Consider the following 24619-nt stretch of genomic DNA (forward strand, 5'->3'; position numbering starts at 1 on the left):
GCTTTCCATGTCACGCAGCGATATCGCCGACTTTCTGGGCCTTACGGTTCATACGGTAAGCCGGACCTTCACCGATTTGGCGCGGCGCGGCCTGATAGAAATTGACGGGCGGCACTCGGTCATCATCACCGACCATGCCGGACTGTGCAAGATGGCCGGTGAATATCAGGACAGTTTAACCGCCTGCCCGGATGCCACAGTCCACCCTGCGGCAGAGCTTTGCCTTGGCGAACTCTCCCCCGTCTAAAATTATATTCACGACCAAAACCCAGCTCGGCGACACGCTTCAGGAAAGCGGTGACATACAGGTCGGATCACATGTGCTTAACAAATCAGCCTGGTAGTCGATGATGTAGCTGCCTATCCGAGGTGTGGATAAAAAATCATTCGGCCCTTTTGATCGGCGGTGCTACTCCTAACGCTTCCGATTATGCTAGCCAGAACACAAAATCCTTCGCCCGGTCAAAATGACTTTGCCTTCGGGTCAGCACGATATGCTTGGATAGTCGTTGCGATCTTGTGCGGTTTACAGATCACCAGCAATGTCGATCGCCAAATCCTGAGCCTCGCAGTAGAGCCATTGAAGCGTGATTTCGCGATTAGCGACATCGAAGTTAGCCTGTTGCAGGGCCTTGCTTTCGCTCTTTTTTATTCGATCGTTGCTGTCCCGATAGGGTTGCTCGCCGATCGCTGGCGCCGCGACCGGATCCTGAAGATCAGCATGATGATCTGGATCGGCGCTACATTGGGATGCATGATCGCGCAAAGTTTCTCCGCGCTTTTCATTGCCCGCCTTTTTGTGGGCCTTGCCGATGCGGCACTGGTTCCGGTTTCTTTCTCGATTCTCAGCGATTATTTCCCGCGGACGAAACTTGCGGGCGCAATCGGAACAATTACTGGTGCAAGCTTTCTAGGAACTGGAGCCTCGCTTACATTTGGTGGGCTGCTGTTGGCTGAACTTCCCGTCGATCAAATTGTCAATCTGCCTATCGCTGGGTCGATATTCGGCTGGCAGATGGCTTTCGGTTTCGCTAGCGTGCCGGGTCTGCTGCTGATCCTCGCCCTGTTTGCCCTGCGTGAACCGCCAAGGCGCATAGCAGAAGACCCCTCGGAGGAAAGTAATGAGAAGACCAGCGTCGCGGATGTGGTGCGATATCTCGTTTCCCACAAGGGCTATTTAATATCGTTGTTCGGCGGTATCATTCTCCTCACCGCATTCCAATATGGCCTGACCGTATGGACGGTCGCGCTCTTCATCCGCAAATTTTCTTGGACAGCGACCGAAATCGGCTTCATCTACGGCCTCTATTTCATGATCATCGGCACTGTAGCCAGCCTGCTGGGCGGCAAGCTCTGCGACTTCCTGAGATCAAAGGGGCACAACGATGCAAACTTCCTCATACCGCTTGTATCGATCGTCATCCTCATCCCTGCTGCGCTCCTCTTTGCGCTGAGCAACAGTGGGCTGATTAGCGTTATTATGCTGGGAGTAATCACCTTTTTTGTCGTCCTGTCTTTTGGCCCTGCAATGGCAGCCATCCCCACTTTCGTTCCCAGCAGGATGCGGGCACAGTTAACCGCCTTCGCAATGCTATTGTCAACATTACTGGGCGCGAGCGGTGGTCCGTGGTTAGTCGCTTTCTTAACCGATATCGTATTCGGCGATCCGCAGGCTCTGCCTTACTCCCTTGCTATCTGCGCGCCTCTTCTGCTGATCCCGGGCGCACTGTGCTTTTTCATCGGTGGACGATCAGCACGCAAACTTGCTTCGGGTTGACAGGGCCAGACGGCCTGGTCGGACTAGATGCCTTGTCCGACTAGTGGAGAATGAAGCGATAATGCTTCGATATCGGCAAAAGACTCATCATGTTCATCCACACCAAAGCGATATTGCCGCGAATGCGGCGCACGATTGATGCTTTGGCTTTCATGTTTCCCTGTGGAGTGTAGGTTTTGGAGCGAGTTCAAGTTTTAATTGTCGGCGCGGGTCCAGTTGGGGCTTTCGCGGCTTATTCATTATCGCTCGCCGGCATTGATGTCCGGCTTGTCGAAGCCGCAAGCCACTGCCATGAGGACATGCGTGCATCAACTATCCATCCACCAACGCTTGACATGTTGGCGGAGGTTGGCCTGCTCGACGCGTTGGAAGCACAGGGATTACGCGCTCCGATCTATCAGTATCGTAATCGCCGTACTAACGAGGTACTAAGTTTCGACCTGACCGAGCTTGGAGATATTTCCAACTACCCATATCGGCTGCAATGCGAGCAGTTCAAGCTGGCGCGGCTCGCTACCTCGCGGATCGCGGACCTAGTGAAGTTCGACGAGAAATTGGTCTATTGCGAAGACGACGGGAACGCCGTCAACGTTATCTGCGAGCGGAGGCTGGATGTAACGCGGTACCGTGCAGATTACGTGGTCGCCGCGGACGGGGCTAATTCGCTTATCCGCAAGTTACTTGGCGTGCAGTTCGAGGGTTTCACATACCCCGAGAAATTCCTGACACTGTCGACAACCTATCCGATAGAGAAGCATTTCGAGAACCTTGAAAAGGTCGCCTATGTAGCAGACCGAGACGAATGGTGCGTATTGCTTCGCGTTCCCGACTTCTGGCGCGTGCTGGTACCTGCCAGTCCGGACCTATTAGACAAATATCTGTTGAGCGACGCCAACAAGAACAAGGTATTCGCCGGCCTCCTGGGAGTTGATGGCGAAGCGATCAAAACATCGCATCGAACCATATACCGCGTGCATCAGCGCGTAGCCCAAAAATACAATCACGGGCGCATTATTCTTGCAGGCGACGCCGCGCATCTTAACAATCCTCTAGGCGGGTTCGGGATGAATTCCGGTATTCACGATGCCTGGAATCTGGTCGACAAGCTTAAACGCATCCTGAACGATGGCCAAGAGGCTGAACCGTTATTAGCACTTTATAATCGCCAGCGACGCCAGATCATGAACGAGGTCATACAGGCACAGACCATCACCAATCATGACGACATGGTCGATGCAGACAGGCAGCAGGAAAAACTAGCCAAGGTGCTGGCCGACCCTGAAAAGCGGAGAAACTATCTGTTGCAGCAATCCATGTACCAGTCACGTGCACGGGAAGCAGAAATTGCCTAATCCCAAGGAGTTGACGATGAAACCGAACGTATCCGCACTAATTCGTAGCACAATCTTTGTTCGCGATCTCGAGAAGGCCGTTCGCTTCTATCATGCGCTCGGTCTGACCGAGACATATTATGAAGGCGTACTGGAGCACCCGTCTGCCAATGCTATTATCGGTTTCCCTGAAATCCGGCCCCTTTCTATTCATATCCTCAAGCGCCCCGGACCGAACTACGGAATGATCGGCCTTTTCAAGCTAGACGAAACGCTGGATGCCGAAGTTCTTCCGGCAGCGAGCGGGCCTGCTCGAATCGGAGAGGTGGCACTGATATTCTATGTCCGCTCAATGGACGAGACGCTCGCGAGGCTACGTGATGCAGGTGCGACCTGGTCGCCCGAACCAACCATTTTTGTAATGCCGCATCGCCAGCAACCAGAAGTATGTCTGCGCGATTGCGATGGTGTGCTGATCAATCTTGTCGAGAACGACCCTGCTGAACAGGAACGGACTACTTCAGAAATGCAAACTGACTAACCAAGACCAGCGGGATCAACGCAGAGAGTAAGACATCTGCGCACAGCACCGAGGGCTAGCCCAGATCAGGCTTTAATCAGGCAACCGTCTAGGCTCCGGGCATATTCCCGCCATCAATCGGAAGATGCACCCCCGTTATCGCAACATTGGCCGGATCAGCCAGAAACAGAACACCGCGTGCAATATCCTCCGGCGTCGCCAATCGCCCAAGCGGACTATATGCAATCATTTTTTCAAGAAACGCTTCTTCCGTCTCACCCTCCACCATATTACCCATCAGCATGGAAGTCGGCACCGCACCGGGTAGAACAGCATTGACGCGAATGCCATAAGCGCCCGCAGCAGCAGCAGCAACGCGGGTCGTCATCAATACAGCAGCCTTGGACCCACAATAGGCAGATCCGAAAGCGTTAGCGGTGATGGAAAGGCCAGACCCCATGTTGATAACTGCTCCCTCACCGCGCCCCTTCATACGCAGGATTGCGTGCTTGCAGCCAAGAAAAGCACCATCGGCATTGATAGCGAAATGCTTGCGCCAAAGATCCAGAGGCATCTCTTCAAACGGAATGTTGGGTTTGTAGAAACCGGCACTATTCACCAGCACATCAAGCCCGCCATATGCAGCATCCACCTTGTCGAACAGGCTGATCCAGGCATTTTCATCGGTCACATCAAGCGGAATATAGGAAATAGAGTCATTGTCAGTTTGAGCGGGAGCCGCAACATCTCCGACAATCACACGCCCGCCGGTTGCGCTAAAAGCATTAGCGATGGCCCAGCCTAGCCCGCCACTGCCGCCGGTAACAACGATGGTCTTTCCAGTGAAGCGTGTTTGTTCGCTCATATGTCCCTCTCGATAGCATGATTATCGCATTGCATTATCTGCTGATCGAAAACAGTGCACACAGAAAGAATTTCTCTGTTCGAGTAGCGAGAAAATGCTGTCGGCGACACGCTTCAGGAAAGCGATGACATACACGTCGGATCACGAAGCAGATCGAGTATTGGCTGCAGGAGGTGTAGGTTTAATTGCTTAAGGACCCTGAGACGCCATACGAGCGGGCGCGTAAAGCAATGGCAGAAGGTTAAGTCTGTGCGGTATACTGCGCTCTGACACTTAAAATCACGGCGAGACCGAAATGGAGCCCGGCCTCGCTTATTCCCCAGATCCAGTATTGCCTAGCTACTAATTCGGGGCTGGGGCTGGCCATGTCGATTTTAACGACAGGCATCTCAATAGGTGCGACTGCATGTGGCAGCCATGCTGCATAGAGATGCCGGTACTCGAACGAAAATGGCGAAATTCTGGGGACATGACGCAACAAAAATTGCAACATGGAAAGGCTAATTAATCGTTATCCAAATCTAAAAAAGGCAGATATAAACCATTTTTATGGTGCGCTCGACAGGACTCGAACCTGTGGCCCCCAGATTAGGAATCATAAAATGTCATATTTCCATGCTCTCCCACCCTACGCTAGAGATCCAAGATAGCCGAGGAAATCGCAAATTTCGGGCGGCGACAATGGGTGGTTCTCCGACCGCCCGCTCCCCTGCGAGAACACAGGGAAGCGGGCGAGGAAATCAGATAGCGAATGTTACGTGGCCATTCTCATCAATAAGCCAATTCGGATTCCACGCTATCTCCCAAGCGTGATCGTCAGGATCAGCGACATATCCCCGAAAGCCACCATGTGGCGGGGCATCTGCGGGTCTGGTGAGACGTCCGCCCGCATTAACTAGCTGCTCGATCGTGCCTTCGACATCCGCTTTGCTTGGCACATTATGCGCCAGCGTAAATGCACCGGGGGAAAATAGCCCGGAGCGGTTCATGTCTTTTTCAAGTGCCGACCTCTCAAAGGTCCCAAGCACGAATCCGTTCATCTGATAGAAGATGATTTCTTCATTCTCGAACACAGGCGCCCAGCCAAATCCCTCAGCATAAAACTGGCGGGAACGCCGCAAATCGCTGATGCCAAGTGTAATTACGGAAATCTGATGTTGCATATCCAAAGCCTTTTTATTCGCTGCAGCACCGTTGCAACAGCGTCCAAGGTCTTGGGACTCAACGCCGCAGCGAAGGTCAGGGCCCGCTTGCGCAGGGATCGGGCTAACCGCACCGATCTTCCCTTTCTAGACAAGCAGCTTTTAGCGGCACCAAACTTGGCCGGCAAGGTCCACTATTGGGGCGCTATGCGAAATAGAAGACGTGAAGTCCTGCAGAAAGCGCTCTAGATCGCACTACCAGTTTTTCAGAATAGCTTCGATTACATCTTCCACTGACATGTTGGAGGTGTCCAGCCATAAGCCCTCGCGAGGAGTTTCTAACTGCAGGGCTTCGGCGAGGACGTTGGGTAAGAACTGCTCGCTGTAGCCAGTCTTGGGTCGGTTGGCATCACGCTCTGCCAAGGTCTCGGCACTTGGATTGAGTACCACAATCCGGGGAGCCAGATCTGCTAGCGCTGATGTGACGCGAACAAAATCGGTGCCAATCAGAATGTCCTGATAAACTGTGGTGAATGACGCCCCAATGAACCGGCGCACGGTATCCATGGCAATGTCTTGCCGCAGTTGGAGCTGCAAGCGTGCTTCGCTATCAAGTACCGGTCCCATTGCGGCAGCGCCCCTTGCGATCATGCGCAGAAAGGCATCGCCGCCGACATGAGCAGATTTTTCAAAGCGCTGCACCAGTTCCTTTGCGATAGTCGACTTTCCAGCCGCCATTGCTCCAGTGATTATGTAGAGAGCTGCTGCCATCACAGTGCCTTGTCCGAATTTATATACCCTAAACTTGGCCGACTTAGCCCAGGATGGTCAGTCGTTCTAGAAGTACTCTACATACTTGTCGAATGGCAGCTTTTTTGACAACCCCGGAAGGTCTCGATGTGTCCGAAATTGGGTCGACAGCTGAATGTCTGATTTAAATTAGATAGGCGATCTAAGCTTATAGTCGGCAATCGGCCCAATTGCCACCGGCCTGGAATGCGCCCAATTTCGGACAGCGAGTTCCAAATTCTTAGCTGCCAATAGCATAACCTCACTTCGACCAATCTGGCCACGAAGACATTTTATTTCGTTCCCTCATTGCAGCGATCGCCATCCAATAGGTGGCATTCGATAGAGTGGGACCATGGGCAGTCGGTTCTACGCGCTTGCAATGGACAAGACTGAGCGATAAAGACTAATGATAATCGATTGCAACAAGGAATATCATTTTGACACGACGGGCGATCCGGCTCTGGTTTCTGGTGCACAAGTGGAGCAGTCTGATCTGCACCGCTTTCCTGCTGATGCTCTGCATCACGGGTCTGCCGCTGATATTCCATGACGAAATCGACTTGCTGACGGAAGAGCAGCCGGAATTCGGCATGTCCGGTGTCGGCTCCTCGGGCACGGCCGAGGGCCTGCTGCCGCTGGACGAGATGATGCAGCGTGCGCTGGCAAACCGTCCGGGCGAAGTGCCGGTATTCATGGCCTTCGACAATGATCAGCCCTCGATGACCGTCACCACCGCGCCGCGACCCGATTCGCCCGCCGCCGAAATGACCATCCAGTCCTTCGACCGCTCGACCGGGCAACAGATCGGGATGGTGGCGGAGAGCGACGGCGGCGTGATGCACTTCCTGTTGCAACTGCACACCGACATGTTTCTCGGCCTGCCGGGTATGCTCTTCCTTGCGGTGATCGGGATATTGTTCACCGCAGCGCTCATATCCGGCGTGGTTCTCTACGCACCGTTCATGCGCAAGCTTGATTTCGGGACCGTGCGCGTGTCGCGCAGCCCGCGCCTGAAATGGCTCGACTATCACAATCTCCTGGGCATTGTCGCGCTGGCCTGGATGCTGGTGGTCGGGCTGACCGGCGTGATCAATGCGTTGTCGACGCCGATCGAGGACATCTGGCAGGCAAACGAACTGGCCGACATGACCAGCGAATATGCCGGGCGCGAAGCGCTGCCACCGGCGCGGTACGGATCGCTCAACCGCGCCATGGCGCAGGCACGCACGGTCCTGCCTGGCAACAACCCGCAATTCATCGCCTTTCCCGGCGGAAGCTTCAGCTCGGACCATCATTATGCCGTGTTCTTTCAGGGCGATACGCCGCTGACCGAGCGGCTGCTGACTCCCGCCCTGATCGATGCCGAGACCGGTATATTCACCGATGCAAGACCGATGCCCTGGTATTATCAGGCGCTGTCGCTCTCGCGGCCCCTGCATTTCGGCGATTACGGCGGACTGCCGCTCAAGCTGCTGTGGGCGGCGCTGACGCTGTTCACCATCGTGGTGCTGGGCAGCGGCCTCTATCTCTGGCTGGTCAAGGGGGAATCCTCGTCACGCGCGCACCTGCGCAAGATCGAACAGCTGGCGGTCCCGGCGGAATGAGCAGGCGCAACAAGCGCAGCCTGCCGCTGCGCGCGATCTTTGCATGGCCGGCGGCGATCTTCCTGGTCGGCATAGTCGGGCTGGTGAGCGCCCTGACCGGCGACGGCTGGCGAGACGGCCTGTCCTGGCTGGCGCTGGCCGCGCCGGTGGCCGCACTCGCCTGGGCGATGCGGGCCCGGCGCTACTGAACATCAGAATTCGGATTTGATAGGAAATAACCATGAACCACAAACATACGCGCACTACGCTCCTTGTCGCCGCGGGTTTCACCGCGACTACGCTGGCGGTCCCGGCCCTTGCCCAGGAATCACAAGCGGACAAGGACTTGATCATCGTAACCGCCCAGCGCGGCAACCAGACCGGCGTGAGCCAGGGCGGCAGCGCCGGCGTGCTGGGCGACAAGCCTGCGGAAGACCTGCCGTTCAGCGTGCGCAGCTACAATGCGGCGCTGATCCTCAACCAGCAGCCGCAGACGCTCGGCCAGGTGCTCGAGAATGATCCGACGATACGCACCACCACCGGCTTCGGCATAGCGGGCGAATTGTTCAACATCCGCGGCTTCACGCTAGCCGGGGATGATATCGGCTATGACGGGCTCTATGGTATCATGCCGCGCCAGCTTGCCGCCCCCGAACTTTATGAGTCGGTCGAGGTCCTGAACGGCTCCAGCGCCTTTCTGAACGGTGCGGCGCCAGGCGGCTCGGGCATTGGCGGCAGCGTCAATCTCATTCCGAAACGCGCCGCCAGCGGCGAAACGACCCGCGCAACGCTTGGCTATACGGCGCCCGAGCATGTCGGCGGCAGCTTCGACGTGGGTCGCCGGCTGGGGACCGATGGCGAATGGGGCATCCGCATCAACGGTGCCGCGCGCACCGGCGATGTCTCGGTCGATGACGAGTTCCGCAGCACCTATGTGCTGGGCGGCGCGATCGACTATGATTCCGGGCCGCTGCGGCTTTCGCTCGACCTCGCCTATCAGCGGATCAAGGTGGCGCACTTCCGCCCGAAACTGAGCGTTTCCGGACTGGGCGTGATCCCCCGGGAACCCAAAGCTGACACCAATTTCGGCCAACCCTGGCAATATACGACGCTGCGCGACGTCTTCGGCCAGTTCCGCGCCGAATATGATATTGCCGAAGACGTGATGGTCTATGCCGCCTTCGGCGCGCGCGACGGGTCGGAAACGGGCATCTACAGCACGCCTACCCTGCTCGACGCGTCCACCGGCGGCATCTCGGTCAGCAGCTCCTTCATACCTCGCACCGATAATAACGAGGCGGCCACGGCCGGGCTGCGCGCCCGGTTCGAGACCGGCGGGATTTCCAACGAGATCAATTTTGGCGGTTCGATGAACTGGCTGGTGAACCGCAACGCCTATGAATTCTACACCGCTTCGCCCGGGCTCAACAATCTCTATGACCCCGTCGCGCTGCCGCGCTCCTCGACCGTCTCCTTCGCCGGCGGCGATCTCGATGACCCGTTCCCGGTTTCGCGCACCCGCCTCCGCAGCGCCTTCCTCTCCGACACGATCGGTTACTGGGATGATCGGGTGATGTTCACTGCAGGCGTGCGTCTGCAGGAGATCCGCTCGAAATCCTATTCCTTTTTCACCGAGGCCCTGACCGGCGAATATAAGGATCACGCCTGGACGCCGGTCTTCGGCTTGGTGGTCAAGCCGATGGAAGGACTCTCACTCTACGCCAATCGGATCGAATCTTTGGTGCAGGGCGCAAGCGCTCCGGCCAGCGGCGCCAATCCAGCGGGCGGCGATCCCCTGCCGGTGAGCAATGCCGGCGAGATTCTCTCGCCTTATGTGTCCGAGCAGTACGAGATCGGCGGCAAGCTCTCGCTTGGGCCGGTGGACTTGACGCTGGCGCTATTCCAGATCGACCGCGAAACCGCCATCCTGCGTATCGACCCGGATGATGCAACCATGCTCGAATTCGGACCCTACGGGACCCAGCGTAACCGCGGCATCGAGTTCACCATTGCCGGTGAAATTAGCAAGGGTCTGCGCCTGATCGCGGGCGGCTCGGTGATCGATGCCAAGCTGCGCCAGACGGAGAATGACGTTAATGAAGGCAATGATGCCGTCGGCGTGCCGGAATTCCTGCTTAACGCCAATGTCGAATGGGACGTGCCCTTCGTCCCCGCGCTAACGCTCACGGGCCGCGCAGTGCACACCGGCAAGCAGCCTGCCGATATCGCCAACACGCTGTTCCTCGATTCCTGGACCCGGTTCGACATAGGCGCGCGCTATGTCGCGGTAGTCGGGGAAAAGCCGCTGACCCTGCGGCTGAGCGTCGATAATGTCGCAAACGAAGCCTATTGGGCATCCGCCTTCGACACCTTCCGCCCCGACCTCGCGCTGGGCACACCGCGCACCTTCAAGGCATCGGCCACCATCGACTTCTAGGAAGCTTTGACTCCCGCAGGGCGTCCTGCGGGAGTATTTCGATCAACGGCCCAAGAACCTGTCCGGTGCTGAGGAGCAATAAAGAAATGCAGATGCGATTGATTGATCCTTCATGTTGCACCTGCGAACAAAAAGGCGCTAGACTGCTCGAAGTCCCTTCCGCAGTCGGAGTCGCCCTTGCGCATTGCTGTTATCGATGAGAACCTCGTTCGCGCGGCCATAATAGAAGACGGGCTCGCCGAAGTCGGAGAACGCGATGTTTTCGTGATCTCAGAGCGTACCGGCATGGCGCGCGCCATTGAAGCGATAGATCCGGATGTTATCCTGATCGATCTGGGCAATCCTTCCCGAGACATGCTGGAGGAATATTTTGCCGTCAGCCGCGCGGTTTCCCGACCGATAGCCATGTTTGTCGAACAATCGGACGAGGATTCGATTGCCGCAGCCATCGATGCCGGGGTTTCGGCCTATATCGTCGATGGCCTCTCCCAGCGACGGATGAAGCCGATTCTGGATCTCGCCGTGCGACGGTTTCAGGCCTTTTCCCGCTTGCAGAAGGAACTGAAGGAAGCACGCGACGCGCTGTCGGAGCGCACGATCATCGACAAGGCAAAGACGATCCTGATCGGGAAGCGAAATATCAGTGAACCGGAAGCCCACAAACTGCTGCGCGACCATGCCATGAATAGCAACAAACGAATGGCGGAGGTGGCAGAAGCGATTGTCACGTCCGAACAATTATTGGGGGGCAGTCTGTGAGCAACGATCAACTGAACATCGGATTTCTGCCGCTGGTGGATGCGGCTTTGCCCATTTTGGCCCGGGAACACGGCTTTGCGGAAGCGCAGGGGCTGCACCTGAACCTGATCCAGGATGTCAGCTGGGCAACGGTGCTAGACAGGTTGCTCTACGGCCATACCGACGCGGCCCATTTGCTCGCACCGCTGGCCATCGCCACCACGCTCGGCCGGGGGCGACCGGCCAAGGCCCTGGCCGTGCCGTTCGTCCTGGGGCTTAACGGCAATGCGATTACCATGTCCCATGCGCTGGCGGACAAAGTGGCGCCGGCGGGCAGCCTCGGCGATCCGGTTATCGTCGGACAAAAGCTTCAGGCAGAAATCGTGAAACGGGCGGCAGCGGGCGATCGCGTCCGTTTTGGTGTCGTTCACCGCTATTCCGGCCATAGTTACAAGCTGCGATACTGGCTGGCCGAATGCGGCATCGCACCCGATAGAGATGTCGATATTGTCACCATTGCGCCCCCGTTTGCCGCCGACGCGCTGGCAAATGCCGAGGTTGATGGAATCTGTGTCGGTGAACCATGGAACAGCGTTGCGGTCGAGCGCGGCATTGGCCGGATCGTTCTGGTGACGGCGCAAATCTGGAGGCGTGGAATCGAAAAGGTGCTGGCAATGCCAGCCGACAGACTGACCGGCGAGCGCGACAAGATCGACCGGCTGGTTCGGGCGCTGCATTTTGCCGCCAAACATTTCATCGATCCCGAAAATTGGGACGCCAATGCCGAAATACTTGCGCGCAAGGAATATCTGGATGGATCCGCGAGATTGATAAAACGGGCCATTTCAGACCGAATCATGCTGGTCGCAGGCGCTCAGCCCGTCAATGTGCCCGATTTCATGTTTCAATATCGCGAGGCGGCAAATTTCCCCTGGAAGAGCCAGGCGGCATGGCTCTATTCGCAGATGTTGCGATGGGATCATTTGCCCTATGATGCGGAGGATCAGTTGCGTGCCGAACAGGTATTCCAGCCCAATGTCTATCGCTCCGCCTTGAAGGGGCTGGATACGCCCATGCCCGGCGCCAATTCCAAATTGGAAGGCAGCGTCACCGGCAGCCTGCCAGTCGGTTCGACTCAGGGCCGGCTGACGCTGGGGGCGGATCCCTTCTTTGATGGCCGGGTTTTCGACCCGACAGAAATCGAGAACTATCTGGATTCCTTGCCATAATCCTGAAATTTGTTGCAGCGCAATATTTCCTCTTGCCTTTTGCGGAAGGCTGATGTTACTTGATTGAAGACGGGAAAACTTCCCGGCAGCATATTTACCGGTTTGTCCAATGACGGGCGAACGCAGGGTAGAACGATATACAATCGAATAGGCAATGTCGCCGCCCGAGCCAGTCCAACCGACTGCTGCTTGAGGCGGTTTTTTTGCGTGTTTTTTCGTTCCACTCTCGCGTCGCCCGGACAAGAGAAAAGGGATTGAGTAATGAAACCGAACCGCCGCAACTTTCTCCTCATGGCTGTATGTGCAGTGTCTTTGTCGGCTTGCGGGAGCGGCGGCTCCCCTTCGTCTGATGGCGGCGAGACGGTGAAGCCCGCAACTGCGGATGGCGCCATTGAAAAGCCCTCTGTGAAACTCGGCTTCATCAAGCTCACCGACATGGCGCCGCTGGCTATCGCCAAGGAAAAGGGCTTTTTCGCCGAAGAAGGCCTGAATGTCACTCTGGAACCCCAGGCGAACTGGAAAGTGCTGCTGGACGGGGTGATCGGTGGCCAGCTGGACGGCGCGCACATGCTCGCCGGACAGCCGCTGGCCGCTACCATCGGCTACGGTACTCAGGCCGATCTCATCGCTCCGCTCTCGCTCGACCTCAATGGCAATGCGATCACACTGTCCAACAGGGTCTGGGCCCAGATCGAGCCGGGCCTCAAGAAAAATGCGAACGGGAAGCCGGAGCATCCGATCAGCGCTTCGGTCCTGAAGCCGGTCATCGCAAGCTACAAATCTCAGGGCAAGCAATTCAAGATGGGAATGGTTTTTCCGGTTTCGACCCATAATTACGAGCTACGCTACTGGTTGGCCGCGGGCGGTATTTCGCCCGGCTATTATACACCAGGGGACGTTGCCGGTACGGTTGCAGCTGATGCCGCGCTCTCCGTGACACCCCCGCCGCAAATGCCCGCCACGATGGAAGCCGGTACGATTGACGGCTATTGCGTGGGTGAGCCCTGGAACCAGGCGGCGGTGCAAAAGAAAATCGGCGTGCCGGTGATCACCGATGACGAGATCTGGAAGAAGAATCCGGAAAAAGTTCTCGGCCTGCGCAAGGATTTCGCCGAGAAATATCCTGCCACGACGGCCGCCTTGCTGCGTTCGATCATCAAGGCCCAGCTATGGCTGGACGTCGACGGGGGTAAGAATCGCGCCGAGGCCGTGAAAATCCTGGCACGGTCCAACTATGTCGGTGCGGACGAGGCCGTGATCGGCGCGTCGATGACGGGTCAATTTACGTTTGAAGCCGGCGACACGCGCATGGCCCCGGACTTCAACATCTTCTTCAACGATTATGCCGGCTATCCCTTTTACTCCGATGCAATCTGGTATCTCACACAGATGCGGCGGTGGGGACAGATTGCCGAAGATCAGACCGATCAATGGTATTTCGAGACCGCAAAGGCCGTCTATCGGCCGGACCTCTATCTTGTTGCCGCGAAAAAGCTGGCAGATCAGGGCGTCATCCCTGTCGACAGCATCCCGGATACGGACGGGTTCAAGGGCGAACAGACCGGGTTCATCGATGGCATCACCTATGACGGAAAATCTCCCAATGCCTATCTCGCGAAATTCGCGATCGGGTTGAAACAGGGTCAGAAAGTGACCGCTTCCGGCGTCAAATAAGCTTCTGATGAGCAAAGGAAACAAGGCCATGGCGACCGTCATAGTAGAAAAATTGAAGAGCGATAGCGGTACCAAGGTACCGGCGGCGTCAAAGGATACCGGGGCAGATCCCATGAGCGACGCGACGGCACCGGTGGAGAAATTGGCCCGGCGGGTGAAGATCGGATCGATAGACGCGAAAACAGCTGTAGTCTGGTTAAGGGGCCTGGCGGCACCCGCCATCGGCATTATGACCTTCCTGGCCCTGTGGGCTGCCCTTGCGCCGCAGGTGGACACCTCGCTGGGCAGCCTGCCCGGACCTGTTGAAGTGTCCGCGCAAGGTGTGGCGCTCTATGAAGAATGGTCCGTTGCTCAGGACCAGAAGGCGGCATTCTATGCTGCGCAGGAAGCCAGCAATGCGGCGGCAATAGCCAATGGCGGCACAGTCCGGGATTTTGAATATACCGGTCCGCCGACCTTTCTGGACCAGATCTGGACATCCCTGACGACAGTGGCGCTCGGCTTTGTCCTGGCCACCCTGATCGCTGTTCCGATCGGCCTGATTTGCGGTCTTTCGAAAACGTTCAACGCAGCGATCAATCCGATTGTGCAGATCATGAAGCCGGTCAGCCCGCTGGCCTGGCTGCCGATTGTGACGATGGTGATTTCGGCTACAATGACCGACCCCGACCCCAGCCTGCCAAAAAGCTTTGTCATTTCCGCCATCGTCGTGATGTTGTGCTCGCTATGGTCGACGCTGATCAACACCGCCATCGGTGCCGCCTCGATCGACAAGGATCTGTTAAATGTCGGCAGGGTGCTTCGCCTTGGCTGGTTCGCCAAGCTGACCCGCTTGGTTCTGCCATCGGCGCTTCCCTATATTTTCACCGGCATGCGTCTGTCGCTGGGCGTCGGCTGGATGGTGCTGATCGCCGCGGAAATGCTCGCCCAGAACCCGGGTCTGGGGAAATTTGTCTGGGACGAGTTCCAGAACGGATCCAGCCAGTCCCTCGCCCGGATCATGTTCGCAGTCGTCGTGATCGGGCTGATCGGCTTCATGCTCGACCGCATCATGATGCTGCTACAAAATTTTGCCAGCCGCAACCGTGCGGTCTGAGGGGAAAAACATGACCTGCTCGCTTCCCATCCTGTCTCTGAAGAACGTCAGCAAATCCTTTGTCGATGGCTCTGGTGCCCCCACCCATGTGCTGGACAATATCAATCTCGACGTCGCCGAAGGCGAGTTTGTCGCCATTCTGGGTTTTTCGGGTGCCGGCAAGTCGACGCTGATAAACTGCATCGCCGGCCTGGTTGAGGCGGATGCAGGCGAAGTGCTGGTCAGGGGGGAGCCGTGTGAGGGTCCGGGGAAAGACCGCGGCCTGGTCTTCCAGAGCTATTCGCTTTTTCCCTGGCTGAGCGTTCAGGCCAATGTCGCACTGGCGGTTGAGGCAGTGCACAAGGAAAAAACAAAGGACGAGCGCTCGGCTCTGGTTCGGCAGAAGGTCGCGCTGGTGGGTCTCGATCATGCCATGGATCGCAAGCCAGCTCAGCTTTCCGGGGGCATGCGGCAGCGCGTTGCCGTCGCCCGTGCGCTTGCGATGGAACCCGAAATCCTGCTGATGGACGAACCGCTGTCGGCGCTGGACGCTCTGACCCGGGCAAAATTGCAGGACGAGATCGAGCGCATCCGCAAACAGGAAAAGCGCACGATAGTCCTGGTCACCAATGACGTCGACGAAGCCCTGCTGCTGGCCGATCGCGTCGCCATCCTGACTCCTGCGCCCGCGGCAACCATCGGCAGGATATTCGATGTGAATATCGAGCGGCCGCGCGAGCGCGAAACGATGAATGAAGATGCGGCCTACCGGGCGCTTCGCAACATGATTGTCGGCTATCTAGATCTGCTGAACCACTCGCAAAAGGCGATAACCAGCGAATCGGTCGATCTGCCCGATGTCACTCCGCTTGACCTGTCGGCAGCGCGCGAAGGTAAGGACGCCGCCTTGCCGCAGGCCTATCTGGATGCGGCAAAAAGCCCGATAACCAACCGCTATCTCGAATTTTTCAAGGTCAGGAAAATCTATCCGACAGCGAAGGGGCCGCTGACGGTTGTCGAGAATGTGAATCTGCTGATGAACAGGGGCGAATTTATGTCGCTGATCGGCCATTCGGGCTGCGGAAAATCGACCGTGCTGACGATGGCCGCCGGACTGAATGAAATCAGCGATGGGGGAATCATTCTGGACGGCCGGGAAATAGACGTTGCCGGACCGGACAAGGCCGTCGTTTTCCAATCGCCCTCGCTCATGCCCTGGCTGACCGCCAGGCAGAATGTCGCCCTTGGCGTGCAGCGGGTCTATCCCCATTCTAAGTCCTCAGAGCGCTCCGATATCGTCGAATATTATCTGGAACGGGTCGGTCTCGTGGACTCGATGGACAAGTTGGCCGCAGACATGTCGAACGGTATGCGCCAGCGGGTCGGCATTGCCCGCGCCTTTGCGCTTTCCCCCAAATTGCTGCTGCTCGATGAGCCTTTCGGCATGCTCGACAGCCTGACCCGCTGGGATTTGCAGGATGTCCTGATTGAGGTCTGGAACCGGACGAAGGTCACCACCGTCATGGTCACACACGATGTCGACGAGGCGATCCTGCTCGCCGACCGCCTGGTGATGATGACCAACGGTCCGCACGCGACGATCGGAAAGATACTTGACATCGATCTGCCGCGACCGCGCGACCGCAAGGCGCTGCTCGAGCATCCGAAATTCTACAGATATCGCCAGCAGGTGCTGCGATTTCTGACCGAATATGAACATGGGAATAGCAAGGGCCCGTCCGAAGAGGCGGCCTGAAGAGTGAGGATGCCCGAAAGAAAAAACACGGTTTTCAAGGGGTGAATGATGAAGAAACGAAACATGATTCCATATCTGGCCTTGTCATCGGCGGCGCTTGCCACCCCATCCGCTGTTCTCGCGCAATCAGGGGATCCGATGGTCATTGCCGAGGGTCTGACACTAGACCCTCTTTTTGATGCACGGCTGGCCTATGAGCATGTCGACCAGCCCCTGTCAGACGCCGATGCCCTGACCTTGCGAACGAGGGCCGGCCTGGAGCTGGCCAGTGAAACGGGTCTTTCGTTCCTGGTCGAAAGCGAGGCGACGCTGGGGATCATCAATGATTTCAATGATACGATCGCCAGCAATGGTATCGAGCCCTTTTCAATCGTTGCCGATCCGCAAAATATCGAACTCAACCGCATCCAGCTGAAATATACGAGAAAAGGCAAGGGCAGTGTTACCGTCGGCCGTCAACGGATCAACATCGATGATCAGCGTTTCGTCGGCAGCGTCGGCTGGCGTCAGAACGAGCAGACTTTCGACGCGGTTCGAGGGTCGGTGACGACGCTGAAATCGCTGACACTGGACGCTACCTATGCCATTTCCCAACGCACGATCTTTGGTGGCGATGCCGGAGCACGCGAAGCTTTCGACGGGGATTTTGTCTTTCTCGGAGTAGGCCTGGATGCCGGCCCCGACACACTGAAGGGCTTTGCTTATCTGCTAGACTTTGCTCCCGGCCAGCCAGTTTCGCTGAGCTCAAGCGCCACTTACGGTCTGCGCGCCACGGCAAGGCTTCCGATCACCCAGGGTCTCGCACTGGATCTGGTCGGCAGCTATGCAGTGCAGAAAGCTTACAAGGCCAATCCAGGCAAATATTCGGTCGATTATATTGCCGGTTCGATCGGCACGTCCTTTTCCGGTTTTGATCTGGTGCTGGGTTATGAAAGCCTGGGCAGCGATGGTGTAGGCAACCGGTTCCAGACCCCGCTCGCGACCTTGCACAAGTTCAACGGATGGGCGGACATGTTCCTGAGCACGCCGCCGGCGGGGCTCCAGGACAGTTATGTCAGCCTGCGCAAGAAAGTGGATCTGTTCGGCGGCTTCACCGCAAGCGCAACCTATCACGAGTTCGGCAGCGATAGCGGCAGCATGGATTATGGAACGGAGTTTGACTCGGCACTGGATTTCAAGATCAGCGTCATCGCCGTTGGTCTCAAATATGCCAAATATGATGCTGACAGCTTTGCCGTCGATACCGAGAAATTCTGGCTGCGGCTTGGTTACAGTTTTTAACAGCGGGAACAAGTAAATGAACACACTGGTCACAGCGGATGAAAAACAGGAAATGGCTTGCCAGAGAGCCCGCGAACGACTGGTCGTCATCGGCAACGGCATGGCCGGATGTCGGGCCGTGGAAGAAATCCTGGCGCGGGACCCAGACCGCTATGCGATCACCATTTTCGGCGCGGAGCCCCGGGTGAACTATGACCGGATCATGTTGTCCCCCGTGCTCGCCGGCGAAAAGACGTTCGAAGACATCATCATCAATGACCAGGACTGGTATGATGGCAATGACATAGAGCTGGTCAGCGGGGATGCGATTATCGCGATCAAACGCGAAGCCAGTGAGGTGGTCAGCGCTTCCGGCCGGGTCGCGCCCTATGATCGCCTGCTAATCGCAACGGGGTCCGATCCGTTCATCATTCCGGTGCCGGGACACAAGCTGCCGGGGGTTATCAGCTTCCGGGACATCGACGATGTCGACAAGATGTTGGCGGCGGCACGATCCGGCGGCAAGGCCGTGGTCATCGGTGGCGGGCTTCTGGGTCTGGAAGCGGCGCATGGCCTTTCACTGCGCGGCATGCATGTTACTGTGCTGCATCTGATGCCGACGCTGATGGAGCGGCAGCTCGATGAAGCCGCCGGGTTCCTGTTACGAAGCGAGCTGGAACGGCGCGGACAAACCATAATCACGCGGGCCGATACCGCCGAAATAATGGGTGATACCCATGTCTCTGGCGTCAGGCTAAAGGACGGGACCGCAATCGAAGCCGATCTGGTCGTAATGGCAGTCGGCATCAAGCCTTCTGTCAATCTTGCAAGACTGGCTGAGCTGGAAGTCGAGCGCGGCATTGTCATTGACGACCATATGGTGACCAGTGATCCGGCGATTCTGGCGGTCGGAGAATGCGTCCAGCATCGCGGGACTTGCTACGGTCTGGTGGCGCCGCTGTGGGAAATGTGCCGGGCCCTGGCCGATTATCTGACCAGCGTTCCCTCCGGCTATGCGGGCTCAGTCACCGCGACCAAACTGAAAGTCTCCGGCATCAACCTGTTTTCCGTCGGTGATTTTTCTGGCGGTGACGACACCGAGGATATTGTCATGCGCGATGCTTCGCGCGGAGTTTACAAGCGGGTAGTTGTGAAGGGAGACCGACTGATCGGCGCCGTGCTCTACGGTGATACGGCTGACGGCAGCTGGTATTTCGATCTCCTGAAACGGCAGGAAAATATATCCGATATCCGTGAAGCGCTTATCTTTGGCCAGGCTTTTGCATCGGGAGAAAGCACGCTGGACCCTGACAGCGCCGTTGCAGCATTGTCCCCTGACGCAGAAATCTGCGGTTGCAACGGCGTTACCAAGGGACAGGTGGTCGCCTGCATCGATGATGGGGCCAATGACCTCGACACCGTCCGCGCCGGGTGCAAGGCGTCAGCCAGTTGCGGGTCCTGCACCGGGCTTGTCGAGAGTCTGCTCAGCCTCTCGCTGGGTGACGATTATGGCGGCGAACGGACAGCCACCCCCATGTGCAAATGCACCAGCTTCACGCATGAGGACGTGCGGCGCAATATCCTCGACAAGGCATTGAAATCCATTCCGCAGGTGATGCAGGAACTCCACTGGACCTCGCCAGATGGCTGCGCCTCCTGTCGCCCGGCGCTGAACTATTATCTGCTCTGCGCTTGGCCCACGGAACATCAGGAAGATCCGCAGAGCCGGTTCGTCAATGAACGGATGCACGCCAATATCCAGAAGGACGGTACCTATTCCGTGGTGCCGAGAATGTGGGGCGGGATCACCACGCCCGATGAACTGCGCGCTATTGCCGATGCCGCGGACAAATATCAGGCGCGTCTGGTCAAGGTGACGGGCGGCCAAAGACTGGATATTTTCGGGATCAGGAAAGAAGACCTGCCATCCATCTGGGCCGACCTCAATGCTGCTGGCATGGTCTCGGGCCATGCCTATGGCAAGGCGCTGCGGACGGTCAAAACCTGTGTCGGCAGCGAATGGTGCCGCTTCGGTACGCAGGATTCGACCGGACTGGGGATCAAAGCCGAGAAAATGACCTGGGGCAGCTGGATGCCCCACAAGTTCAAGATCGCCGTCTCAGGCTGCCCGCGCAATTGTGCGGAAGCATCGATCAAGGACCTCGGGATCATCTGTGTAGACAGCGGTTATGAAATCAGCGTCGGCGGGAATGGGGGCATTCATCTCAGGGGCACCGATTTTCTCTGCAAGGTCGAGACAGAAGAGGCCGCGCTGGAATATATTGCCGCCTTCATCCAGCTGTACCGGGAAGAAGCGCGCTATCTGGATCGCACCGCGCCCTGGGTCGAGCGGGTCGGGATGGACTATATCAGGGGCCGCATCGTGGAGGACGAGATCGGCCGCAAGGCTTTGCAGAAACGTTTCCTGTTCGCCCAGTCGGTCCACCAGTCGGATCCCTGGGCCCAGCGGGCCGCAGGGGCGGAGAGTCATCTCCACAAGCATATCGCCGAAATCCGGCCCTTTACCGTACTGGAGTCTGCATGATGGTGGAAGCCAAATGGATCGATATCGGCCCGGTCGAACAACTGCCTGCCCTTGGTGCCCGGACTCTGCCGGTGCAAGGTGGCCAGGAAATCGCCATATTCCGAACCTCGACCGGCGCGATTCATGCGCTGGCCAACAGCTGCCCCCACAAGGCTGGCCCGCTGAGCCAAGGGATCGTGCACGATAGCAGTGTCACCTGTCCGCTACACAATTGGCGTATTTCGCTGGTCACGGGCAAGGCGCTGGGCGCAGACAAGGGCTGTGTGCCCGTCATCCCGGTCAAGATCGATGCCGGGCGCATCTATATTGAAAGAGCGGCGGCTCTGGCGGGAGTGACGTGACGTCGGTCTGCACCACTTGCCCCTATTGCGGGGTCGGCTGCGGGATAAAGGCCGAAATCACCGGTGATCGCGAAGTGCAGATCGCTGGAGACACCCGCCATCCGGCAAACCGGGGACGCCTTTGTTCCAAGGGGACACATCTGGGCGAGACGGTCAGTCTCGAGGGCCGTTTGCTCCATCCCGAAATCGGGGGCGAACGGGCCAGCTGGGACGAAGCGCTGGATCTCGTTGCCTCGCGATTTTCGCAAACCATTCGGGACCATGGCCCGGACAGTGTGGCCTTCTACGTTTCCGGGCAATTGCTGACCGAAGATTATTATGTCGCCAACAAGCTGATGAAGGGCTTTATCGGCAGCGCCAATATCGATACCAACAGCCGCCTGTGCATGGCCAGCGCCGTCGCCGCCCACCATCGCGCTTTTGGCGAGGATATCGTTCCCTGCAGTTATGACGATCTCGACGCCGCCGATCTCATCCTTCTGGTCGGCTCGAACACCGCATGGTGTCATCCGGTTGTCTGGCAGAGAATTGAAAAAGCACGCACGGAGCGCGGTACCAAACTCGTCGTTATCGACCCGCGCCGGACCGAAACGGCCGAATGTGCCGACCTGCACTTGCCGATAAGGCCGGATGGCGATGTCGCCCTGTTCAACGCGATTTTGCGCGAAATGGCGATCAGGGGGCGGCTCGACGACAGCTTCCTGCGCGACCATGTCCGTGCACCGGATCAGTTCTGGACCAATCTGGCCGGCGATGCGGATATGGCCGGCATCGACCCGCAGCTGCTGGACCAGTTGGCTGATCTTGTCGCCAGCCATCCGAACATGGTTACCCTGTTCAGCCAGGGTGCGAATCAATCCGTTGGCGGAACCGACAAGGGCAATGCGATCATCAACCTGCACCTGGCAACGGGCCGGATCGGCAGGCCCGGCACGGGGCCATTTTCGATAACCGGGCAGCCCAATGCCATGGGCGGGCGCGAGGTGGGCGGGCTTTCGTCGATGCTGGCTGCCCATATGGGATTTTCAGAAGCCGAATGTGATGCCGCACAAACCTATTGGAACAGCCCCACGATCGCTCGGAAACCAGGCCGCAAGGCGGTCGACATGTTCCGCGATGTCCATGAAGGACGGATCAGGGCCATCTGGATCATGGCAACCAATCCGGCGGTGTCGATGCCGGATGCTCAATATGTTCGTACGGCACTGGAGCGGTGCGATTTCGTCGTGGTGTCGGATGTCATGTCCGAAACCGATACCACCGCACTGGCCCGGGTAAAACTGCCGGCGCTGGCCTGGGGGGAGAAAGACGGAACGGTTACCAACAGCGAGCGGGTTGTCAGCCGCCAGCGCCGCTTGTTCGCCGCGCCCGGGGAAGCCAGGGCAGACTGGTGGATGGTTCAGCAGGTGGCTCGCCGGATGGGCCATGAGGCTGCCTTTTCCTTCGAAAGTGCCGCCGCAATCTTTAGGGAATATGCAGCACAGACGGGCTTTCGCAATCACGGCAGGCGAAAACTGGACATGTCGCAATGGGCCGCAACAAGCGACGCCGAATATGATGCATGGGTGCCCAAAGCCTGGGGTGGCGCGTCGCCGTTTGCCGATCGCATGTTCACCACTCCGGACGGCAAGGCGCGGTTGGTGGCAGTCGCGCCTCCTGCCGTCAGAACTCATCATCCCGGCTTTCCGCTGACGCTCAACACCGGGCGCTATCGCGACCAGTGGCACAGCATGACCCGAACCGGTTTGAGCCCGCGGCTGTCGCAGCATCGCCGCGAACCGCTGGTCGAGATCCATCCGGATGACGCCTTGGCGTACGGATTGGCAGAGGGTCGGCTCGCGAGGATTGTCACCGCGCAAGGCGAAAGCATATTCCGTGTCCGGATCTCTGATGCCCAGCGGCCGGGCGAGATTTTAGCGCCGATGCATTGGTCCGATCAGATGAGTAACGGCGGCCGCGCCAACCGGCTTGGGGATCAGACCGTCGATCCGCTGTCCGGACAGCCGGCGTTCAAAAACACTCCCTGCAATATCGCGGCGGTGGAACCCGAGTGGCGGGCGTTTCTTGTCTGTTCGCGGCGCCCGGCGCCAAGTCCCATTCTCTACTGGACCAGTACGAAAATCGCAGGCGGCTGGCTGGTCGAAATGGCGGGCGACTGCGCTGTCGATCTGGATCACCTGCTCCCGCCCGGCGAACGCATGGAAGCGGTCGACATTCAGCAAGGCATGCGCCGGATTGCTGTTCGCGGTCCAGAGGGGCGGCTGGCCGCGGCGCTGTATCTTACACGCCAGGGGGATTTGCCTTCCCGCGACTGGATCGCGGGCCAGCTTGCCGGTGATGGTCAGGCAGATGCAGCCTCGCTCCTTGCCGCCCGGCCGAAGGTCACGGGACCGGACAAGGGCGCAACCGTCTGCATCTGCTTCAATGTGGGAGTGAAGGAAATCACCAGCGCGATTGTGCGGCAATCTCTGGTCAGTCTGGACGATGTTGGTGCTGCTCTCAATGCCGGGACTAACTGCGGCAGTTGCCGCCCCGAAATACAAAAATTGCTTGCGAAAATACGCGCACCGAAACTGGAGGCTGCAGAATGAAAGAACCGATAATTCAGCCCGGCACTGTCTGGCTAATCGGTGCCGGCCCGGGCGACCCTGACTTGCTCACCCGAAAAGCGGAAAAGCTCATTCGGGCTGCCACGGTCATTTTCTATGACGCGCTTGTGGGCAAGGGCGTCCTCAAGCTTGCCCCGCGCTCCGCCAGGCTTGTTCCCGTCGGCAAGCGATCGGGCAGCCATTCGAGAGACCAGTGCAGTATCAACGACATGCTGGCCGGGGCCGCCCGTGCGGGTGAACGGGTTGTTCGCCTGAAAGGCGGGGACGTGGGGATTTTCGGTCGCGCGGCAGAGGAAATGGATGCGCTCGCCACCCATGGCATTGCCTGCCACGTCTGCCCCGGTATTACCGCTGCATCGGCCGCCGCCGCCAGCGCCGGGATATCGCTCACCTTGCGCGGTCTCGCCCGCAAACTTGTGTTCGTAACCGCCCATGCCAAGGCCGGAGAGGAACTTGATCTCGACTGGCAGGCCCTTGCCGATCCCAAGACAACGCTGGCGATCTATATGGGAAAAGCGGCAGCCCCGGTCATTTCACGAGAACTTCTGAAAGCCGGCTTGGCCGCAGATACGCCCGTGCTTCAGACAGAAAATGCCAGCCTGCCCGAGGAACGCCAGTTCAGCACGCGTCTTGACCTGCTGGCGTTGTCGGCAAAATCCGTCCTGGGAGATGGCCCGGCGCTGATACTGATCGGCGAAGCGGTCAGGCAGCGCCGTGCGGTGAGCGATTTGAGTTTCTCTTCCACAGTACCGAAACCGAAACAAACGTTATTCAACTAATGATTTGTAGTCTGCTATCGACTGACTGCCCCAAAACCCAACAGTCATCAAACGGCCAAATTGCTTCCGGTTTCATCGCTCTGGGGGGTTGAGCTGCATGAAGTTTTCCAGAATGGATCTGGATCGATAAAGAAACGCTACTTTGGCGGCGTTCTGCGCACTCCCA

General features: G+C 57.9%; 20 protein-coding genes. 17 read left to right on the plus strand and 3 right to left on the minus strand.

Going from position 1 to position 24619, the window contains the following annotated elements:
• From VIN76_RS02160 to VIN76_RS02175, 4 genes are all read left to right on the plus strand, one after another.
• Positions 1-247, plus strand: a 247-nt coding sequence (locus tag VIN76_RS02160; RefSeq protein ID WP_332040175.1) for a helix-turn-helix domain-containing protein, incomplete at its 5' end; no start/stop codon positions are given.
• Positions 248-430: 183 nt separating this feature from the next.
• Positions 431-1777 (plus strand): MFS transporter, encoded by a 1347-nt coding sequence (locus VIN76_RS02165; protein WP_332040176.1) that lies wholly within the window; start codon positions 431-433, stop codon positions 1775-1777.
• A gap of 176 nt (positions 1778-1953) precedes the next feature.
• Positions 1954-3129: an FAD-dependent oxidoreductase gene (locus VIN76_RS02170; protein ID WP_332040177.1), complete on the plus strand. Its 1176-nt coding sequence runs from the start codon at positions 1954-1956 to the stop codon at positions 3127-3129.
• A gap of 16 nt (positions 3130-3145) precedes the next feature.
• Complete coding sequence (locus tag VIN76_RS02175) at positions 3146-3649, plus strand: VOC family protein (protein WP_332040178.1); 504 nt, start codon at positions 3146-3148, stop codon at positions 3647-3649.
• An 88-nt stretch (positions 3650-3737) separates the two neighbouring features.
• Here VIN76_RS02175 and VIN76_RS02180 read toward each other — a convergent pair whose 3' ends face one another.
• The 3 genes from VIN76_RS02180 to VIN76_RS02190 all read right to left on the minus strand — a co-directional run bounded on the left by VIN76_RS02180 (position 3738) and on the right by VIN76_RS02190 (position 6406).
• Entirely contained in the window at positions 3738-4493 is a 756-nt protein-coding gene (locus VIN76_RS02180) for an SDR family NAD(P)-dependent oxidoreductase (RefSeq protein ID WP_332040179.1), read from the minus strand.
• A 740-nt stretch (positions 4494-5233) separates the two neighbouring features.
• Positions 5234-5656 (minus strand): VOC family protein, encoded by a 423-nt coding sequence (locus VIN76_RS02185; protein WP_332040180.1) that lies wholly within the window; start codon positions 5654-5656, stop codon positions 5234-5236.
• Positions 5657-5890: 234 nt separating this feature from the next.
• Positions 5891-6406, minus strand: a complete 516-nt coding sequence (locus VIN76_RS02190) for an AAA family ATPase (RefSeq protein WP_332040181.1) — start codon at positions 6404-6406, stop codon at positions 5891-5893.
• A gap of 458 nt (positions 6407-6864) precedes the next feature.
• Here VIN76_RS02190 and VIN76_RS02195 point away from each other — a divergent pair, with 458 nt between their 5' ends.
• From VIN76_RS02195 to cobA, 13 genes are all read left to right on the plus strand, one after another.
• Entirely contained in the window at positions 6865-8031 is a 1167-nt protein-coding gene (locus VIN76_RS02195; protein ID WP_332040182.1) for a PepSY domain-containing protein, read from the plus strand.
• Positions 8028-8219 carry a hypothetical protein gene (locus tag VIN76_RS02200; RefSeq protein ID WP_332040183.1) on the plus strand — a complete coding sequence of 64 codons (192 nt, stop codon included), beginning with the start codon at positions 8028-8030 and terminating at the stop codon, positions 8217-8219. The genes VIN76_RS02195 and VIN76_RS02200 overlap by 4 nt, the downstream gene beginning before the upstream one ends.
• Before the next feature lie 32 nt (positions 8220-8251).
• The gene (locus tag VIN76_RS02205) at positions 8252-10447 is read left to right on the plus strand and encodes a TonB-dependent receptor (RefSeq protein WP_332040184.1); all 2196 of its coding nucleotides are present in this window, start codon (positions 8252-8254) and stop codon (positions 10445-10447) included.
• A 177-nt stretch (positions 10448-10624) separates the two neighbouring features.
• Positions 10625-11206 (plus strand): ANTAR domain-containing response regulator, encoded by a 582-nt coding sequence (locus VIN76_RS02210; protein WP_332040185.1) that lies wholly within the window; start codon positions 10625-10627, stop codon positions 11204-11206.
• Positions 11203-12414 carry a CmpA/NrtA family ABC transporter substrate-binding protein gene (locus VIN76_RS02215; protein WP_332040186.1) on the plus strand — a complete coding sequence of 404 codons (1212 nt, stop codon included), beginning with the start codon at positions 11203-11205 and terminating at the stop codon, positions 12412-12414. Before VIN76_RS02210 ends, VIN76_RS02215 begins: the two co-directional genes overlap by 4 nt.
• A gap of 261 nt (positions 12415-12675) precedes the next feature.
• Positions 12676-14088, plus strand: a complete 1413-nt coding sequence (locus tag VIN76_RS02220) for a CmpA/NrtA family ABC transporter substrate-binding protein (protein ID WP_332040187.1) — start codon at positions 12676-12678, stop codon at positions 14086-14088.
• A gap of 28 nt (positions 14089-14116) precedes the next feature.
• On the plus strand, positions 14117-15184 hold the full coding sequence (locus VIN76_RS02225) for an ABC transporter permease (protein WP_332040188.1): 1068 nt from the start codon (positions 14117-14119) through the stop codon (positions 15182-15184).
• 10 nt (positions 15185-15194) lie between these two features.
• Entirely contained in the window at positions 15195-16919 is a 1725-nt protein-coding gene (locus tag VIN76_RS02230; RefSeq protein WP_332040189.1) for a nitrate ABC transporter ATP-binding protein, read from the plus strand.
• A 45-nt stretch (positions 16920-16964) separates the two neighbouring features.
• Entirely contained in the window at positions 16965-18200 is a 1236-nt protein-coding gene (locus VIN76_RS02235; RefSeq protein ID WP_332040190.1) for an alginate export family protein, read from the plus strand.
• A 16-nt stretch (positions 18201-18216) separates the two neighbouring features.
• Positions 18217-20724: a nitrite reductase large subunit NirB gene (nirB, locus tag VIN76_RS02240; RefSeq protein WP_332040191.1), complete on the plus strand. Its 2508-nt coding sequence runs from the start codon at positions 18217-18219 to the stop codon at positions 20722-20724.
• Positions 20724-21065, plus strand: coding sequence for a nitrite reductase small subunit NirD (gene nirD, locus VIN76_RS02245; protein ID WP_414696258.1), 342 nt, complete (start codon positions 20724-20726; stop codon positions 21063-21065). Before nirB ends, nirD begins: the two co-directional genes overlap by 1 nt.
• Complete coding sequence (locus VIN76_RS02250) at positions 21062-23656, plus strand: nitrate reductase (protein WP_332040192.1); 2595 nt, start codon at positions 21062-21064, stop codon at positions 23654-23656. Before nirD ends, VIN76_RS02250 begins: the two co-directional genes overlap by 4 nt.
• Complete coding sequence (gene cobA, locus VIN76_RS02255) at positions 23653-24453, plus strand: uroporphyrinogen-III C-methyltransferase (protein WP_332040193.1); 801 nt, start codon at positions 23653-23655, stop codon at positions 24451-24453. The genes VIN76_RS02250 and cobA overlap by 4 nt, the downstream gene beginning before the upstream one ends.
• Positions 24454-24619 lie beyond the last annotated feature (166 nt).

The sequence above is a fragment of the Parasphingorhabdus sp. genome, assembly GCF_036568145.1.
Lineage (GTDB): Bacteria > Pseudomonadota > Alphaproteobacteria > Sphingomonadales > Sphingomonadaceae > Parasphingorhabdus.